This is a genomic window from Rhodococcus sp. G6(2025) (assembly GCF_058628105.1).
Genome location: NZ_CP179750.1, coordinates 3578764 through 3596423 on the forward strand (window position 1 = coordinate 3578764; position 17660 = coordinate 3596423).

Below are 17660 nucleotides of genomic sequence, written 5' to 3' on the forward strand. Positions count from 1 at the left end.
GCAGCGCCGGAACCTCCGCCCGGAGACGTTCGGCCGGGACGTTCACATCGTCGCCCAGTGCTCGCTTTCCGCGCGTTCGGCGGCGTCGGCGGTCACCTCCTTCCGGTGCGTCACCCCAGCGTGTGCGGCAGCTCGACATGCTCACGCTGGGCATCGCCACAGCGTGAGCGACCTGCCCAGGCGGTGGTGACAGGGTTCAGGCCGGGCCGGTGCTCTGGGGGTGTGGGCTGCGTTGGTGGAATCGTGCCCGTTGCTGGCCCAGAAGGATCACGCCCTCGTGGATCCGCCGTTGGTGGCGGGCGATGGTGACTCGGACGGCGGCGGTATGCCGGCGCGGGGTGGGAATTAGCAGGCGCGGGCGGGCGGGCGGAGCGGGGGTGGGTTAGAGCATGCGGTGTGGGCGGGTGAGGGCCTTGGCGCGGCGCACCGAGATCCGTGACCACACCGCCTGCTGCAGACTGAGCGTGGCCCATCCGGCCAGTGCCATTCCGGTCAGGTTCAGCAATAGCTGCAGGGTGCTGCCCCAGATCGCCGAGCCGACTCCGAACGCCGCCCCGAGCGCGATGTTCCCCGCGGCGGGGACGGTGGTGACCGAGATGAACACGCCCGTCAGTCCGCCGACCTTGGCGGAGGTCAGGGAGAGCACGCCGGCAGCCGCGGCGTGTAGCCCGACGGGAAGGCGCAGACCGATGTCCGAGAAGAAGGATCACAGTCCGAGACCCGAACCCGGTCCGCTCGGCGCGGGCGCACGGGTGCTGGTGCGCCGGCCGTCCGAATCGGCGCAGACCGGTCGGATCGTCGAGGACTACGCCGAGCTGACCGACACCGAGGAGCGCGGGCACGCCTGGGCTCCGGTGCATCGGTGGGCTGTCGCCCTCGACGACGGTCGCCTGGTCTTCGCCAACACCGACGACCTCACTGCCGACCCGAGCACGCCAGGATCCGCCGGGTAGACCGACCCTGGGCGGTGGAAAAACCACTGAGGGGCCGCGCCCCCCGAGGGGTGACCACAGCTGCAGCTGTTTCGTGAGTGACACCGTCGGCCGGAAGTCGCGGGCCGAGAGCATCTGTGGCTGCCAGTGGCGGCGTGGGTTGTCTTGGGGGACAGCCAAGCGCAGCCCCCGCCAACGATGAATATCAGCTGATGGCCTACAAGGACGAATACGAGGTCGCCCGCATGCTCACCGACCCCGCCTTCCGCGAGGCCGTGCGAGCCGAGGTGCCCGGCGGCGGCAACCTCACTTACAAGCTGCATCCCCCGGTCCTCGAAGCGTTGGGCCGGAAGAATAAGTCGGTCTCGGCCCCCGCAGCCACGCTGCACTCCGTGTGCTGGCGAAGGGTAAGCGGCTGCGGGGCACGCGGTGGGATCCGTTCGGATACGCCCTGGTGCGGGGGCTCGAACGACGCCTCGTCGCCCAGTACGAGCAGATGGTGCTGGGATTGGCGCGTGCGCTGGATGCGAGCACGTACGAGACGTCGGTCGCCGCCGCGGAGGCCGCGGATCTGGTGCGCGGCTACGAGGACGTCAAACTCCGCAATGTCGACAACTACCTTCCGCGGTGCTGAGAGTCGGCCGCGGGTCAGCGGTCGAACACGCTGACCGGTCGTTGCCGCAGCTTGCCCATCAGGTCGGCGATCGAGTCGCTCGACCGCAACTGGGCGAGCAGTTCGTGCTCGACCCGGTCGGCTTCCACGCAGATCTTCACCACGTCGAACAAGCGGTCGGCCGGGATGACGGCGACCCCGTCGTCATCGGCGACGATGATGTCGCCCGGGTGGATCAGGCGTCCGGCCAGCCGGACCGGTTCGCCGATCGATTCGGTGGCGTAGCGGAACCGGGCGGCCTGCGGGGCCCGGGCCATCGACCAGACCGGCAGGCCGCTGTCGACGATGGATACCGAATCACGCACCGCGCCACCGACAATGCACCCGGCGAGTCCGGCCAGCAGCGCCCATTGTGCCGACAGCGCACCCACGACCGCGGTGTCGGCGGGGGCGGGGCAGTCGAACACTGCCACGTCACCGGGGCGGGCGCTGCTGTAGAGGTCTCGGTCGCCGAGGCGGGTACCGAGTCCGTCCGCCCTGTTGTAGGCGACGTCGCCGGTCAGTTGCCGGTACCGCAACGTCACCGCTGGCCCGCAGATCCGCTGCCCTCGGCGCAGGGGTGCGATGGTACCGGCACCGATCGCGGCACCGACACCCAGCTGGTCGAGTGCGTCGGCGACCGCGCAGGAGACATCGGAAACCTGCGACAGGGACGTCAACAGCGCGGCACGATCGCGCTGGACGGCCGTGACAGGCGCCTGGCGGTGGAGGGCCGGCGAGACCGGAGAGGCTTGCTGGGACATCGAGTTCTCCATACTTCAAAATAGGGGGCGGTGTAGGAATCTGCCCCCGGTGGGCTAGTGGTAGTTGACTGGAATCAAAGTTTGAGCAATCGGTCCGGTCGGGTTCTGTCTGAGCGTTGTAGCGGGCACAATGGGGCGATGCAGTTGACCACTCCCTTGGACAAGTTGGATCTCGATCTGTTGAAGCTGATCGTCGAGGAACCAAAGGCGGGGGTGCGTGAGTACGCCCGCCGCCTCAACGTCGCGCGCGGCACTGTGCAGTCGCGGCTCGACAAGTTCTCCCGCGAGGGGGTGATCACCAGTTACCGCCCGCAGATGCAACCGACCGCGCTCGGGTACTCCATCCTGGCGTTCGTGCACCTGGACATCGCGCAGTCGATGATGGACGCCACCTGTCAGCATCTGGCCACCATCCCTGAGGTGCTCGAGGTCAATTCCGTTGCCGGAAAGGGTGATCTGCTGTGCCGGGTGGTGGCCAAGGATCACGAAGACTTCGAGCGGGTGCTGCAGGAGATGATCGCCACCGAGGGGGTCCTGCGTACCCAGTCGGAACTGGTACTCAGCCGCCGTATCGCCCCGCGGATCGTGCCGTTGCTGGAAAAGAAGCGGACCGAGACGCCCTGAGGGTCTCGGCCCGTCCAACACTGTGGTCAACGAATCGCTGTGGTCAGCGAAGCAGGGTGGTAGCCGGCAGTGCGGGGCGCCGCTGATGCTCGAAGTCGCTGATCGTGGCGGCGTGAGTGAGGGTCAGGTCGATGTGATCGAGTCCCTCGAGCAACCGCCACCGGGTGTTGTCGTCGAGTTCAAACGCCGCGGTGATCTCACCCGCCCGCACCCGCCGTTCGACGAGGTCGATGGTGACCTGGTGGCCCTGGTCGGCCTCGAGCAGTAACCAGAGTTGCTCGATGATCTCGGTCGGCAACACCACGGTGAGTAGGCCGTTGGTGAGGGCGTTGCCGCGGAAGATGTCCCCGAACCGTGGCGCGATCACAGCCCGGAATCCGTAGTTCTGCAACGCCCATACCGCGTATTCCCGCGACGATCCGGTGCCGAAGTCCCGGCCGGCGATCAGGATGGTCGATCCGGCGTACGCGGGGTCGTTGAGGACGAAGTCGGGCTCTTCGCGCCAGTCGTGGAAGAGCTTGTCGGAGAACCCGGTCCGGGAGCTGTGGGTGAGGAAGCGGACGGGGATGATCTGGTCGGTGTCGACGTCGGTGCGCCGCAGGGGTGCGGCGACGCCGGTGTGCACGGTGAACGGTTGCACGATGGTCCTCGATTCGAAAACGGTGGGGGAGTCAGTTCAAGTCGGCGGGTGCGGCCAGGTGGCCGGCCACCGCGGTCGCGGCGGCAACCGCTGGCGAGACGATGTGGGTGCGCGAGCCCTTGCCCTGGCGGCCCTCGAAGTTGCGGTTATTCGTCGATGCGGCCCGTTGACCGGGTGTGAGGCGGTCCTCGTTCAGAGCCGCGCACATCGAGCACCCGGCGAACCGCAGTCCCGCCCCGGCGGCCTCGAACACCTCGTTCAGGCCTTCGTCGATCGCTTGCTGACGCACTTTCATCGATCCGGGCACGATCATCAACTCGACCCCGGGTGCGACCTTCCTTCCGTCGAGGACGCGTGCGACTTCCCGCAGGTCCTCGATGCGGCTGTTGGTGCATGATCCGATGAACACGACATCGACCGGGAGCCCGCGGACCGGGCGTCCGGGGGTGATGTCCATGTAGGCCTGGGCGCGCTGCACGGCGGCCCGCTCGACCGGGTCGGGAAACTGGTCCGGATGCGGGACCGGATCACCGAGCGGACCTGCCTGCGCGGGCGTGGTGCCCCAGGACACGAACGGGGTCAGGGTGGCGGCGTCGATGACGACTTCCTTGTCGAAGACGGCGTCGTCGTCGCTGAACAGGGTGCGCCAGTACGCCACTTCGGCGTCCCATGCGGCCCCGGTCGGGGCGGCGGGACGACCGTGCAGATACTCGAAGGTCTTCTCGTCCGGGGCGATCATCCCTGCCCTGGATCCGGCCTCGACGGACATGTTGCACACCGTCATCCGGCCCTCCATCGACAGCTCCTCGATGGCCTGGCCGCGGTATTCGATGATGTGGCCCTGCCCGCCCGCGGTGCCGACGCGGGCGATGATCGCCAGGATCAGATCCTTGGCCGTCACTCCCTCGGGCAGCGATCCGTTCACGGTTACCGCCATGTTCTTCAGCCGTCCCATCGGCAGGGTCTGCGTCGCCAGCACGTGCTCGACCTGACTGGTACCGATCCCGAACGCCAGCGCCCCGAACGCGCCCTGGGTGGCGGTGTGCGAATCACAGCACACGATCGTCGAACCCGGATGGGACAGGCCGAGTTCGGGACCGATGACGTGCACGATGCCCTGATGCTCCTCACCGAGGCGGAACAACTCGATCCCGAACTCGGCGCAGTTCTTGCGCATCAGCGACACCTGTTCGCGGGCCGCGGGGTCGACGATCTCCTTGTCCACGGCCACGGTCGGGGTGTTGTGGTCCTCGGTGCCCAGCGTCAGGTCCGGGCGCCGCACCGTGCGACCGCTCGCCCGGAGACCGTCGAACGCCTGCGGTGTATTCACCTCGTGGAGCAGGTGCATGTCGATGTAGAGCAGGTCCGGTTCGCCCTCCCCTCGGTAAACTATGTGTGTGTCCCAGACCTTCTCGGCCAGCGTCTTACCCATGTGTTTTCTTTCTCCTCATCGAATACGTTCGCGCCGACGACATCGGCAGACCGCAGAAATCAGCCGTAGAAGTAGGCCAGGAAACCCGAAGCCGACAGCAGTACCAGCCCGCCGCCGAGGCGCGAGGTGATCTGCGCGAACGGCAACAGGTGCATGCGCCGGGTGGTGCCAAGGGTGGCGATGTCGCCGGACCCGCCGAGGTCGGTCATGCACAGGCCGGCGGTGATCGAGGACTCCACGAAGTACAACTTCAGCAGCCAACCCACGAACCCGGCGGTCAACGCGGTGATCAGCACGGTGGCGACGGTGAATGCGAGATAGGCAGGGCGGGAAACGAGTTCGGCGATCTGCTCTATGTCGATCAGGGATACCCCGATGCCGACCAACGCTGCCGGCACCCACAGCTTGACCACGAATTGGTACCACTCGGTCGTCGACTCCTCGACCTCCTGCGGCAGCACACCCGACAGCTTGATCGCCGCGGTGAGCAGGATGACCCAGGCGTAGAGGTGCACCGGCGGAACCGCGGCCTGCAGCATCGCGCCGACGAGGTAGATGGCACCGGTCATCAGCAGGCCGGTGCCGAGGCCGCTGATCGTCAGCGGACGCTTGTCGGTCAGCGCGGCGACCTGCTCCGGGGTGGCCTTGATCCGCAGCATCTCACCGTGGCCGTTGAAGCCGACGAACAGCTTGGTGCGTCGACGGGTCAGGTTGGCGTACACCGATGCCAGCACGATGCACAGCAGGTTCGCGCAGATGATCGGCGGCACGATGCTGGACATGTACTGCTGGGCGTCACCACCGATGGTGTCGGCGTACATCTGCGACAGCGGGATCGCACCCCCGGAGATGCCGCCGGCCATGATCGGGATCGTGACGTCGAGGATTGCGGTCTTGAATCCGAAACCGGTTGCCGCGGCGATCGTCCCGATGATGGTGACCACCAGCGCGAATGCCACCACAATCACCGCGCAGAACCGGCCACCTGCCTTGATCAGGAACCGACGGTCCATCCCGAGGATGCTGCCGGCGATGATCGACGCCACCAGGATCTCGACGAATCCGTACCCGGTGAACCAGTTCTTGACGATGTCCGAGAAGCTCTCCGGAACCACTCCGAAGTACACGGCCAGGGCCGGCGCGAAGACGCACAACAGCGGCCCGCCTCCGATCGCGGACAATGCCGGGGTGCGGTCCCCGATCCAGAACAGGCCGCAGCCGATGATCATCGCGATGGCCAGACCACCGAAGATGTTCTCCGGGAGCGTGCCGGTGTAGACAGCACCCAGACCGACCCCGACGAGGACGAGGTACCACGGCCAGGGCATGGACAAGATCTGGGCGCGGGAGGACCCATTTCGGGTCGACTCCGTCGCCTCCGTGCCGGGCACAGCATCCTTGATTTTCACGTTCGCCTCCTGCGCCGTGCCGGCGGGGCTGTGCCGATCACGGAAGTTTGTGGAGTGACTCAGGTCACTGGTCACGAACGGTAGCGTTTCTTGCGCCTCAATTGCCAATGCCTCTGAGTTATTCATACCAATGGACCAGCTTGCTGCGGCTAGGGCAGGCCAGGTTGGACAATTGGTCCGACTTCCGTCCGGGCACCCCCAGGTCGCCGCTGATGACCTGGGGGACCTGTCGGCATTCGCACACCTGCTGACCGCCGGTGACACGGGTGGGAGCCGCCGGCAGGAGGTGGCAGCGGTTCTTCGACATGTCGGACGGGCGGCAGTGGTCGGCACGGCCGGGATCTGGTGGAGGCGGCAGCGGTGTTGGGGTTCGTGGTGGTGTATTCGACGGCCCGTCACGTACGCGGAGCAGACCCGGATGTGACTCGGAGAGAACGGCTTTCCGTCCGGACGCACACTGTTGTGTCGGTCTCGTGGTGATCATCGTCCGGCCGTCGAGGTCAAGACCAGCCATTGCCGGGCGGTGGGGCGGTGGTTGTCGGCGTTCGTCGACGACGAACCCGAGCTTGTGGATGCTCTGCGGTCCTGCGAGGTGCAGGCACACTCTTTCGACGTCCTGACCGGGCTCCGGGTGCGGGAACTGCGAGCCACGCTGACAGCGGGGACACCCGGCGCACCGACCGGACGCGGGCACAGCTCGGGGGTCACGGTCGCCGGGCGCGCCGCATCGCAGGCGGGGCGCGGTGGTGCAGGGAGCGGGCTGCGGTACACACTGCCGTCTTCGTGGGGCTGGGGCTTTGTCTCACGTTGTCACTCATCCCGGCGGGGGTTGTGCTCGGCCGGCGCCACTGGGGTGGGGATGTCACAATCATTTCCATGGCCGACACGCCGAAGGAGAATCGTGGCCCGATCGTGCCGGGGGCACGGGTCCGGGTCCGGGCCGGCGGTGCTCGTTCGGCGTGGGTGTCCGGTGTGGTGGTCGACGACTACGCCGCAGAAGTGGGTACTGGTGCCCGTCACGAGGGGGCGCCGGTGCGCCGGTGGGCCGTCGCGACGGATGACGGCACTCTGGTGTTCGCCGACGATGGTGACATCGAACTTGTTGCACCGGACGAAAGCTGAGACCGACCTCCGGTTCGGTGATCCGTGCGGTCCTCACGCTGAGTAGACCACTCGCGGGCGGTGTGGGCGGTGCGGCGCCCCGCCTCCCTCGCGGATATCCGGCCGATATCGAGGATTATCTCGGTGGCTTGTCGAACTGTTTCCACTCGTGTGCCCAGTGCCGCAAGCGGTGTCGATTCAACAGTAGGTGTGCGAGGACGGTGGGGAAGACGATGGCACCGGCGGCGAGTGCCCAGACTCCGCATCCAGCGGTCACCGCCACCACGGTGTTGTCCCGGGTGCTGGGGAGGGGGCCGGTGAGGTTGCCGTCGGCGTCGACGCTGATGGTGACCGTCTGACCGGCCTTCGCCGGGCTATGGGTGGGCACTGCGGCGGTGCGGTCCCCGTGGGGTGTCGGCCACCGGGCGCGGGCCGTTTCCCGGGTGCCGGTGGCGCGCAGGAGTATCCGGTGGTGTCGGGTGCGGGATAACTGTCCTCGAGCAGGACGGCCGGCACCTGGTCCACGTCGGCGCGCAGTGCCTCGGTTTGGTGTTGCAGTCGGGTGTGCGTTGAGGTGCCGAACGCGGCGGCGACGGGAACCATGAGCTGGACCAGCATCGAGGCGAGCAGGACCAGGGTGGCCTCGACGCGGTCGCTGCTGCGCATCAGGTGGTTGCGGCTCCACGGCCGCAGGCGCCACCACCGGATCGTTGTGGGCACCGGCACCGGTGCTGACTGGTTCGGACGCATCGCTTACCCCCGTTAGGACTTCGCTTCTCCTCCTTCCTCGATTGTGCGTCGGAATCCGAGTCGGTGTCACACGCTGTTGCGGGTAGCGCGTGCTGCGCGGCAGCCTGTGACGAACGACGGTAGGTCCCTGTTCTGGCTCGACACGGCTGATGATCCTGACGTCGCGCGTCGGCTCTGGCGTCGACCGATCTGACCATCGCTGAGATGACTTTGTAACCCGTCAGATTGTGTTCGCGGCCGGTGTGGACCGGTCGCTGCACACGCTCGACCCCATCGCCCTCGCCCGCGCGTTCTCCGAGGGCGGCCGCGGCTACATCTCCCGCGCCCGGGCCCGTGACCGCGAGATTCCCGTGACCGTGGACACCATCGCGACCGCCGTGTGGGGACTGGCATTCATCCGCGACCCGGCGGTGCGCCGCGAACTCGACGACGGCGCGGCGGAGGCCCGCCGGATCCGGGCCGAGCAGCCCGAGCTGATCGACGGCGTCCTGGCCTCCGCCGAGACCATCGATGCGGCCAGGGATTGCGGGATGAACCTGCGCACCCTGCTCGCCGGGGAGTACGTGTCCGCGAAGTCGTTGGGTATCGCCGCCTCACTGGTGGCGGTCTACGCCCGGCAGCAGCAGCTGCGAGCCGAACGCGCCACCCTCGTCCCCGGTTTCCTCGCCCCGACCGGTGCCAAGGTCACCGACCTCGGCGCCACCGTGACCGTCCGTCTCCCGCATCATCGACGGCCACTACGGCGCCAAGACCCTCCTGGTGCTCCGCACCGACGGCAACCAGCTGATCAAGTGGTTCGCCACCGGTGTGCGCGACTACGAACCCGGCCAGCGGGTGCGGATCCTGCGCGCCACCGTCAAGGACCACGAAACGTTCCGCGACCAGGACCAGACCGTCGTCACCCGCGCCAAGCTCGAACCCGTCGACCCCGCCGCCCGACACGCGGCACCAACCACCACACCGCGCGCCCAGCCTCGGCGAGATGCCCTCGACGGCCGCCGATCTCGCGCGCCCACTTCTGCTACGACAAAAAGGACATGACATGCCTGCGCTGATTCGCTCGACCTACCGCTACACCGACCCGACCCTGACACCTCCGACCCCCGGCGCCGCCCTGGTCATGGAGGTGGTTGGTGTTCTCCCGCCCCGGCATCGGCCCGAAGGGCGGCGGCCGGCACGGCGGTATCCCGCGCTCGGTCGGCCCGACCACCACACTGTTCCGCCGTCACGACGGCATCGAGATGCGCCTGCCGAACACTGATCCGCTGCTGTGGGACGCCCCGTTCACCTGGGGAGATGACACATCGTGGCAGGGCTGAGGAGGTGTTTGGACCGATCCGCCTCCTCCTGGCGAGCCGGGCCGTCGAGCGACCGCCCGGTGACGTTGACGGAACCCACTTGCCCCTGACGCGTACGAAATCCCTGGTCAACCAATTGCGGCGTTGAATGCCATTCTGACGGCGATAGGCCCGGACCGGGACCTGGTTTCGACGAACCGGAGCCGCTCGCCCCGGGATGGCCCGCCTGGGAGCTGGAAACGGCCCTGTGGGCGCTGCCGGGGATCGGCCGGGATGAAGGCAACGAAGTTGATCGCCCGTAAACGCCCCCGGCTGTACACGATCTGGGATTCGGTCGTCAGCCAGGTGCTGGGCGCCGAGCGGGCACATCTGAAGCCGGTGCGGGAGGCGCTATGGGCGGATTACGGGACGTTGCATCACCGGTGGCTTTCGACTCGGAAGGAGGCCGGCCTCCCCGACGAGATCTCCGCACTGCGGGTGTTCGGTGTGATCGCGTGGATGGACGGGGAAGAATCGCGGCCTGGGCGAGCGTTCTGACCGGGAAATATGAGATGTCCCGGTGCTGTCTTCGGCAGGTGCACGAGGATGATGCGCATGCGGATGAAGTTTCACGAGCAGCTCGACGCGCTGACCGACCGGTTGGCGTCGATGTGCCACCTGGCCGGGGATGCGGTCCAGGCGGCGACCGAGGCCCTGGTGCTGGCTGACCTGCCCCTGGCGGAGTGGGTGTTCGACCTCAACGAACAGATCGAGGAGTTGCGCGGTCCGTGCGAGGACCTGGCGATGGCGCTGTTGGCGTTGCAGGGCCCGGTGGCGCGTGATCTGCGTCAGGTGGTCACCGGTGTGCACCTGGTGACGGATCTGAGTCGGATGGGCGGGCTGGTGCAGCATGTGGCCGAGAGCGTCCGCCGCCGCCATCCCGAGCACGTCGCTTCCGGTGAGGCGGAGGAGTTGCTCTCCCAGATGGGGCGGGTGGCGGCCGAGTTGGCCGGCCTCTCGCCGAATGGGTCCTGCGCACGCACGATCCCGAACTGGCCGCCGAGATCGGTAGACGTGACGACGAGCTCGACGACCTGCACCGCCGGCTGCTCACCCTGATCGAGGATCCGGCCTGGACCGGCACCATCCCGGCCACGGTCGATGTGACTTTGCTCGGCCGCTTCTACGAGCGCTTCGGCGACCACACCGTCGTGGTCGGACGCAGAGTGATTTTCCTCGTCACCGGGGAACAGATGACCCCGTAGGTCGTCGCCGTCACGGGCCGCATCGCCGCGGCCGATCCGAGCATGGACTTCGCCCTGCCCGTTGGTGTGCGCGTTCGTGCCGTTGGTGGTGTGGTTCTTCGTGTCGATGGCGCTGTTCTTCACCCCCGATTGAACCTGTTATTCGGGTTGTTCGACGGCGTCGGTGATGCGGTCGTGGACCGGAGGTTTCGAGGTTCTGGCCGGGGGTGCGGGCGGCAGCGTGGGCGCAGGTGTATTCGTCGTCGCTGAGCCGGATGGGGATTCGGTGGGCGGGGCCGGGAGTGGGCTGCTGGGCCAGTTCGCGTCTGAGGTGCTCACGCATGTCGCCGATGCTGAGGGATGCAAGGTCGGTGAGGATGTGAGCGCCGGTGGAGACGGGGTGGTCGAGCAGCGCCAGGAGGAGGTGTTCGGTGCCGATCTCCTCGTGCCCGAGCAGGGCGGTCTGGCGCAGGCTGCCCTCGAGGACCTTCTTCGTCTTCGCCGGTGTTCGGGATGTGCCCCGCGGCCGGGGCGGAGCCTGCCGGTGCGCTGGCACCGTCGAGCTTGCTCTCGGGTGCCGGGGCGGTGAGACCCCATGAGAGTCAGTGCTGCCGTTCCGGGGCCGCCGGCGTCGAAGATCTGGGGCGGGCAGGTGTTCGGTGCCGACTCCAGTTCTGGTGGTGGGTGCGGGCGGCGCCGGCGGCGAGGACGACCACTTGACGGCCGGAGCAGCCGTCGGTTACGGCACGATAGATCACGTCGGCCGTGACTTCCGGTGCGGAACCCGAACTCGCCCGCGGGTAGTTGAAGAATCTATCCATGTCGACGCGGTAGTCGTCCGGAGCCTGGAAAGCGATATCCATCTTCGAGAAGATCGCGGTCGGATGGGTACCAGGTAGGACGGACTTGACTGCGACCCCGAAGCTTGCAGGCTCGATATTGAGGCCCTCGCGCTGAACGCGGCAACGGCAGCCTTGGATGCGGCATACCACGGAGGTGGCCATACCGAAACGTGCAGATGGCGGGTCGATGTTTTGCAGGAGGCGGGATGCGGTGTGGCAGTGCTGCAATGAGCGCGCCACCCCGCCGGAGCCCGACCGTAGCATGGTCGCCGCGGGAAGCGGAGTTGCTGCTCCACGAAGCGGTCACCTCACCCGTCTATAACGGGTGCCCGTTCGCGAACGCAAACGCCGAAGCCCTCTCAGGCAGTGTGGGAGCGAAAGCATTACGCACTGCCTGGGACTGGCTCGCCGACCTGCCCCTCACCCTTACCGCCGAGGCCAGGTTCGCAGACCCTCACGACGTGGCGAACCAGCTACGGTTGCTCTACGACGGAGTGGTCAGCAATGACGAGTGTCGAGCTTCGCCTTCGGCGGCTGCGGTCGATCAGTTTGTGTTGAGTCCTTGACGTCGACCGAATTGTAACGGAAACTTGGTCTTGAATTCAAGTTCATATACTACAGTGGGAGCTTCCCTCACCCGCGTTACCGAAGCGCTTGGAACCCGACGGTGCCCGTCGACAACGCTGGCATCATCGCGCCAACCTGCGCTTCAAGACGCGTCGACTAGCGGGACGCCGTGATGAACGTGTATCTGCGCGGCTCCTCTCGTTCCTCGCCAGTGAGAGGGCATTTTATCTGGCCAGGTCATCTACGTCGCCGGGGAGCCGCGCGACTAATACTTCGATCGTGGTCCGGCGCCAGTTCTCGGCCGGCCACGACCCGACTCGCCCGTCGGCCACACGCTGGTGGGTGCCCGCCCCGTCGGTCATTCGCCGTTGCGCGGGCGGGAAATTCAGTCCCGAAAAAGGAAGGCGTGACCGATGGATGTACGCAACAAGACTGCAGTGGTGACCGGAGCGGCCGGTGGGATCGGCGCCGCACTTGCCCAACGACTCCTCGAAAGTGGCGCCCGCGTGCTGCTTACCGACTTGGACGACAGCCGCCTACAGGAGACCGCCTGTGCCCTTGCCGAGTCGTTCGTCGATCACGTGGTTGCATGCGCCGCGGACGTCTCAGTTGCCGAGGACATTGCCAGCCTGCTCGCATTGGCCACGCAGACTCACGGGCCCGTGGACCTCTACTTCGCCAACGCCGGAGTCGGTGGCGGCCCCGGGCTCGAGGCTACTGACGACGAGTGGCAAGTCGCCATCGATGTGAACCTAATGGCGCATGTGCGTGCCGCCCGGCTGTTGGTGCCTGACTGGCTCGAGCGCGGCGAAGGGTATTTCATCAGTACCGCCTCTGCTGCCGGCTTGCTCACTCAACTCGGCTCCGCGACATACTCGGTCACCAAAGGCGGCGCGGTCGCGTTCTCGGAGTGGCTCGCGGTGACGTACGGCGCAGCCGGCGTGCGGGTCTCCTGCGTGTGTCCGATGGGCGTCGACACCGACATGCTCCGCGCCGGCATGCAGTCACGCGATGAACTCGAGCGGGTCGCCTCCCGGGCGGTCACCGATGCCGGCGGCGTGCTCTCGCCACTGGACACCGCCGACGTAGTGATGGCGGCCATTGACGAGGAGCGGTTCCTGATCCTGCCGCACCCTGAGGTACTCGAAATGCACCAGCGCAAGACTGTTGATCGGGATCGGTGGATCCGTGGCATGCAACGGTACGGGGCGAGCTTGAGGTGACCCCCTGTCGACCTGATCCCGTCGCGCACATCCCCCCATCTTCATCGTCCACGGTCGTGGTGACCTTCGGCCCGAGGCAGGATGCGTATCCCGCTGCTGGCCGCGATTCGGCCCTTCTGCGGTCAAGTCCAGTGGAACTATGCAGTTGCGGTCCGACGGCGCTGCGGTAACCCCGGGTCAGGTCCGTCCGGTTGCGATCCTGGAGCGCTGTAGACCCCACCACACCTCGATCGCGCTGCTGGGGTCGCGCAAGTCTGCGCCGGTGATGTCTTCGAAGCGGCGCAACCGATAACGGACGGTGTTTTCGTGGACGAAGAGCGCCGAGGCGGTGACGTCCACCTTCATGTGATTGGCGAGATACTGTCGCACGGTCTCCAGAACGTCTGGGCCGCCCTGTCCGTCGTCGAGTGGGGCGACGTAGCGCCGGACCATCTCGTCGCCCACCTCGTCGTCGGCGAGCACAGCCGGCAGCAAGCCGAGTTGATCGAGGCTGTGGACGCCGCTGAGTCCAAACGCGGCGGCGGTCGCAGCGGCTCTGCTGGCGATTCGGAACGAGGTTGGTAGACCGTCGAGCAGCGTCGGCGGGCCAACGCCGACCGACACTTCGGTGGTGTCGGCAGGGACGTGGTCGACGAACCCGCACACGTCGCCGTCGATCATTGCGGTAAGTCCGCGTGGCGCGTGGCGCCACGGCCCGACGGAAAGCAGCCTTTCCACGCTGTCGGCGGGCATCTCGGGGGTGGGGCAGGCGCGTATTGCGAGGTACCGCGCATCAGGGTCGAGCCCCTGGGCTTCCATGTCCTCACGGACCTGAGCGGTGTTGATCGCTCCCGACAAGATGCTGCGCAAGAGATCGACTCGTCGCTGTTGTTCTGCCCGGTCCCACAGCAGTTCGGCATTGCGGTGGCCGCGCGCGGCGAACACCATGGCCACGTCGGAGGCCGCGAGAACGTTTCGAGTCAGTTCGAGCACGATGCCCTCGTCCAACGTCTCCTGACGCGCCAGGTCGAGCATCTCGTCGACCAAGGCCCGGGTTCCGAGACGCCACCCCCGCAAGAGTTCTTCGATTGCGATTCCCCGCCGGGCGCGGGCTTCGCCGTGCTCTACGAATGCAGCAACTTCGGCATCGGTGAAAGAACGGGACGACGACATGGCGGGCAGCATCAACTGGATGTTCAGCAATGCCGCTGGCAACAGTTCATCGACCGACAACTCGGCGTACGCCGGCATCTCGTCCTGCATTCGTTGGACGATCCGCCGGCCGAGCGGCTCCAGCCGCTGGCGTACCAGCTCGAGAAGCATGCTTTTGGTTTCGTCCTGTCCGGTCCTCCGACGCGGTGCTGCCACGGCCCTGACTCTACGGGATGGTCCCTTCTTTGGAGCCGGCGACAACGCAAGCCTTGTAAGACTTGTCCGCGGCTCCATTCCCACAGGCCCACGGCGCTGACACTCTGGTGGTCGCCAATCATTTCCCACACGAGAGGTCCCGGATGTCCATGCTCGAGACGGTGCGGGGGCCACGGGACCTCGCATCCTTGGGGAAGGTGCTCATGCATGAGCACGTCTTCATCCTCACTCCCGACGTGCATCAGAACTACGGCGACGAGTACTGGGACGAGGATAAGCGGATCGCCGACGCGATCTCAAAGCTCAAGACACTCAAGGGCGCTGGAATCGACACGATTGTCGACCCAACGGTGGTCGGCCTGGGCCGCGACATCCCGCGGATCCAGCAGGTTAATGCCGAGGTCGACATCAATATCGTGGCGGCAACCGGCCTCTACACCTATGACGAGATCCCGCACTACTTCTCCTACCGTGGCCCCGGCGCGCTGTTCGACATGCCGGAGCCGATGACCGAGATGTTCGTGCGGGACATTGAAGAGGGTATCGGCGGGACCGGGGTCAAGGCCGCCTTCCTCGAGTGCGTGGTGGAGGAGCGTGGGTTGACACGCGACCAGACCCGAGTTGCCAAGGCCATCGCCGCGGCCCACCGACAGACCGGCGCGCCGATCACGGTGCACACCAATGCGGCGCACCAAACTGGCCGCGCCGCGCTGGACCTGTTTCGCGAGGAGGACGTGGACCTGAGTAAGGAAGTCGTGGGTCATGCAGGGGATTCCAACGACCTCGACTACCTCCGTTGGATCGCCGACCAAGGCGCCGTCATCGGTTGCGATCGTTTCGGAATCGACGTCTTCAATCCGGACCCCAACCGGATCGAAACACTCGCAACGTTGTGTCGTCAAGGCTACGTCGACAGCATCGTCCTTTCCCAGGACGTGGCCTGCTACATGGATTACTTCTCGGGAGAGATGATGCAGCAACAGGTACGTAAGGCGCTGCCGAATTGGCACTACCTGCACATCCTCGAGGACGTGCTGCCGGCTCTCGAGGAGCGCGGCATCAGCGACGAGCAGATCCGAACGATGCTGATCGATAATCCGCGTCGATACTTCGAGGCGCGGTCATGATGAATGCAACGACGCCGGAACCTCGACAGCAAGGCCGTGACATCCCCGCCCTCTCTGCTTTTACGCTGTGTGAAGCCTTTCAGACGACTGTGCGGGCCAGAGGCGACGAGGTGGCGTTGCGAACCTCGGGCGGCGGGGTCGTGCTCACCTGGCGACATTACGCCGAGAGAGTGGGGTGCGTCGCCTCCGGCCTTGCGGCGTTGGGCGTAGAGCGCGGGGACACTGTTGCGCTGATGCTGACCAATCGACCCGAGTTCCACATCGTCGACATGGCGGCCCTGCATCTGGGCGCAACGCCCTTCTCGGTGTACAACACGTTTTCTCCCAAACAGATCGCGGAGGTCTGCGCCAACGCCGGCCCACGGGTCGTCGTTACCGAGCGGCGCTTCCTGGAGCAGGTGAAGTTGGGTATGACAAACATCGAGCACGTCGTCCTCGTCGATGCCGACTCAGATATCGACGGCGTCCTCAGATTGGAGGAACTCGAGGCACCCCTTGGAAATGGAATCAATGTCGAGAAGTCTTGGCGCGCCGTCGATCCTGAGGACCTGCTCACCATCATCTACACCTCTGGGACGACGGGTCCATCGAAAGGCGTTGAGCTCACCCACGCCAATGTGCTGCAAGTCCTGTGCGCGATGACCGAACGGTTTTCGATGCAGCCCGGCGGACGTGCGGTGTCCCATCTGCCTGCAGCGCACATCGGCGACAGGTGGGCCAACCACTACTGGCCGGTGCTCTTGGGCGCAGAGGTGACGTGCGTACCGGAACCCCGCGCCCTTCAAGCGACACTGAAAGAGGTCCGGCCGACGTACTTCGGGGCAGTGCCGCGAACCTGGGAGAAGCTGAAGGACGCCATCGAAAGGGATGGGTTGCGACGTGATGCCGGCGAACCCGGCCCGCTCGAGAGCTTCGGCCTCGGCGATTGCCGCTTCGGCATCGTCGGTGCAGCCCCGACACCACCCTCGGTAATCGAGTTCTTCGCAGGACTAGGTTTGCCGCTCTGTGACGTCTGGGGCATGTCCGAAACGGCAGGGCTCGCTACGGCTACACCCCCTGAGAGGATCAAGGCCGGTTCGGTCGGACTTCCCTTGCCCGGAGTCGAGTTGCGTACGGCCTCCGACGGCGAGCTGCTCCTGCGGGGCGGCATGGTGATGCGCGGCTACCGCGCGGATCCGGCCAGGACCGCCGAGGCCCTCGACGAGGAAGGCTGGTTGCACACCGGCGACCTGGCCGAGGTCGATGACGACGGTTACGTCCGCATCGTCGATCGCAAGAAGGACATCATCATCAACGCGAGCGGCAAGAACATGTCACCGGCGAACATCGAATCGGTCCTGAAGGCCGCCTCGCCACTCGTGGGGCACGTCGTGTGCATCGGTGACGCTCGGCCGTACAACGTTGCCTTGGTCGTGCCTGATTCCGAAGCGCTGGCCGGACGCCCAGCCGACGACCCGGAGGTGCACTCCGAAATCGCTTCAGCTATCGACCGCGCCAATGCCGACCTGGCCCGAGTGGAGCAGATCAAGACGTTCACCGTCGTGGATGCAGAGTGGCTCCCCGGTGGAGTGGAGTTGACGCCGACGATGAAGCTCCGGCGTCAGCCGATCATGGAGAAATATGCCGACAGGATCGAGCAGTTGTACGACCGGTCAGGTCCCCAATGACGGCTCTAGCGCACTCGTTCTCGCGACGAACACCCAACCCCTCGAAATTAATGAAAGGACCA

General features: G+C 66.3%; 18 protein-coding genes and 2 pseudogenes. 11 read left to right on the forward strand and 9 right to left on the reverse strand.

Translation table 11 applies throughout. The annotated features are described in order from the left end of the window. Positions 1-382: 382 nt before the first annotated feature. Positions 383-646, reverse strand: a complete 264-nt coding sequence (locus tag ACLIVD_RS16465; protein ID WP_283331835.1) for a DUF389 domain-containing protein — start codon at positions 644-646, stop codon at positions 383-385. Positions 647-689: 43 nt separating this feature from the next. Between ACLIVD_RS16465 and ACLIVD_RS16470 the strand changes: the two genes are divergently transcribed. Together ACLIVD_RS16470 and ACLIVD_RS16475 are read left to right on the forward strand one after the other, a co-directional pair. Beyond that, positions 690-953: a hypothetical protein gene (locus tag ACLIVD_RS16470; RefSeq protein WP_283331834.1), complete on the forward strand. Its 264-nt coding sequence runs from the start codon at positions 690-692 to the stop codon at positions 951-953. Positions 954-1111: 158 nt separating this feature from the next. Next, a pseudogene (locus ACLIVD_RS16475) lies at positions 1112-1566 on the forward strand (DUF6537 domain-containing protein); the annotation flags it as partial. 14 nt (positions 1567-1580) lie between these two features. On the opposite strand, the gene ACLIVD_RS16480 reads toward ACLIVD_RS16475, so the two are convergent. Then, positions 1581-2348, reverse strand: coding sequence for an RraA family protein (locus tag ACLIVD_RS16480; protein WP_491932704.1), 768 nt, complete (start codon positions 2346-2348; stop codon positions 1581-1583). A 138-nt stretch (positions 2349-2486) separates the two neighbouring features. Between ACLIVD_RS16480 and ACLIVD_RS16485 the strand changes: the two genes are divergently transcribed. Continuing rightward, on the forward strand, positions 2487-2972 hold the full coding sequence (locus tag ACLIVD_RS16485) for an Lrp/AsnC family transcriptional regulator (protein WP_283331832.1): 486 nt from the start codon (positions 2487-2489) through the stop codon (positions 2970-2972). 43 nt (positions 2973-3015) lie between these two features. On the opposite strand, the gene leuD is transcribed toward ACLIVD_RS16485, so the two are convergent. The 3 genes from leuD to ACLIVD_RS16500 are packed head-to-tail and all read right to left on the reverse strand — an operon-like array spanning position 3016 to position 6453. After that, entirely contained in the window at positions 3016-3612 is a 597-nt protein-coding gene (leuD, locus tag ACLIVD_RS16490) for a 3-isopropylmalate dehydratase small subunit (protein WP_283331831.1), read from the reverse strand. 31 nt (positions 3613-3643) lie between these two features. Continuing rightward, positions 3644-5044 carry a 3-isopropylmalate dehydratase large subunit gene (gene leuC / locus ACLIVD_RS16495; protein ID WP_283331830.1) on the reverse strand — a complete coding sequence of 467 codons (1401 nt, stop codon included), beginning with the start codon at positions 5042-5044 and terminating at the stop codon, positions 3644-3646. Between the two features lie 59 nt (positions 5045-5103). Further along, positions 5104-6453, reverse strand: coding sequence for a 2-hydroxycarboxylate transporter family protein (locus ACLIVD_RS16500; protein ID WP_283331829.1), 1350 nt, complete (start codon positions 6451-6453; stop codon positions 5104-5106). Positions 6454-7329: 876 nt separating this feature from the next. Between ACLIVD_RS16500 and ACLIVD_RS16505 the strand changes: the two genes are divergently transcribed. Next, positions 7330-7575, forward strand: coding sequence for a hypothetical protein (locus ACLIVD_RS16505; protein ID WP_283331828.1), 246 nt, complete (start codon positions 7330-7332; stop codon positions 7573-7575). A 115-nt stretch (positions 7576-7690) separates the two neighbouring features. On the opposite strand, the gene ACLIVD_RS16510 is transcribed toward ACLIVD_RS16505, so the two are convergent. After that, complete coding sequence (locus ACLIVD_RS16510) at positions 7691-8374, reverse strand: Rv1733c family protein (protein WP_491932705.1); 684 nt, start codon at positions 8372-8374, stop codon at positions 7691-7693. A gap of 172 nt (positions 8375-8546) precedes the next feature. Here ACLIVD_RS16510 and ACLIVD_RS16515 point away from each other — a divergent pair, with 172 nt between their 5' ends. The 4 genes and pseudogenes from ACLIVD_RS16515 (at position 8547) to phoU (ending at position 10846) form a co-directional block, all read left to right on the forward strand. After that, on the forward strand, positions 8547-9359 hold the full coding sequence (locus tag ACLIVD_RS16515) for a hypothetical protein (protein WP_491932706.1): 813 nt from the start codon (positions 8547-8549) through the stop codon (positions 9357-9359). 78 nt (positions 9360-9437) lie between these two features. Then, positions 9438-9623, forward strand: coding sequence for a hypothetical protein (locus ACLIVD_RS16520; RefSeq protein WP_283331826.1), 186 nt, complete (start codon positions 9438-9440; stop codon positions 9621-9623). Positions 9624-9746: 123 nt separating this feature from the next. Beyond that, entirely contained in the window at positions 9747-10139 is a 393-nt protein-coding gene (locus ACLIVD_RS16525) for a DUF6308 family protein (RefSeq protein WP_283331825.1), read from the forward strand. A 57-nt stretch (positions 10140-10196) separates the two neighbouring features. Further along, positions 10197-10846, forward strand: a pseudogene (gene phoU / locus ACLIVD_RS16530) (phosphate signaling complex protein PhoU). 10 nt (positions 10847-10856) lie between these two features. Here phoU and ACLIVD_RS16535 read toward each other — a convergent pair. Continuing rightward, entirely contained in the window at positions 10857-11381 is a 525-nt protein-coding gene (locus tag ACLIVD_RS16535; RefSeq protein ID WP_283331824.1) for a Clp protease N-terminal domain-containing protein, read from the reverse strand. A 46-nt stretch (positions 11382-11427) separates the two neighbouring features. Next, the gene (locus tag ACLIVD_RS16540) at positions 11428-11829 is read right to left on the reverse strand and encodes a hypothetical protein (protein ID WP_491932708.1); all 402 of its coding nucleotides are present in this window, start codon (positions 11827-11829) and stop codon (positions 11428-11430) included. 818 nt (positions 11830-12647) lie between these two features. Here ACLIVD_RS16540 and ACLIVD_RS16545 point away from each other — a divergent pair. Further along, on the forward strand, positions 12648-13457 hold the full coding sequence (locus tag ACLIVD_RS16545) for an SDR family oxidoreductase (RefSeq protein ID WP_283331822.1): 810 nt from the start codon (positions 12648-12650) through the stop codon (positions 13455-13457). A 177-nt stretch (positions 13458-13634) separates the two neighbouring features. Here ACLIVD_RS16545 and ACLIVD_RS16550 read toward each other — a convergent pair whose 3' ends face one another. Beyond that, positions 13635-14882, reverse strand: coding sequence for a PucR family transcriptional regulator (locus ACLIVD_RS16550; protein WP_491932709.1), 1248 nt, complete (start codon positions 14880-14882; stop codon positions 13635-13637). Between the two features lie 65 nt (positions 14883-14947). On the opposite strand from ACLIVD_RS16550, the gene ACLIVD_RS16555 reads away from it, so the two are divergent. Both ACLIVD_RS16555 and ACLIVD_RS16560 read left to right on the forward strand, forming a co-directional pair. Continuing rightward, a complete protein-coding gene (locus ACLIVD_RS16555; RefSeq protein ID WP_283331820.1) occupies positions 14948-15931 on the forward strand; it encodes a phosphotriesterase family protein in 984 nt (327 codons plus the stop codon). Beyond that, entirely contained in the window at positions 15928-17598 is a 1671-nt protein-coding gene (locus ACLIVD_RS16560; protein ID WP_283331818.1) for an AMP-dependent synthetase/ligase, read from the forward strand. The genes ACLIVD_RS16555 and ACLIVD_RS16560 overlap by 4 nt, the downstream gene beginning before the upstream one ends. The last annotated feature ends 62 nt before the right edge of the window (positions 17599-17660 follow it).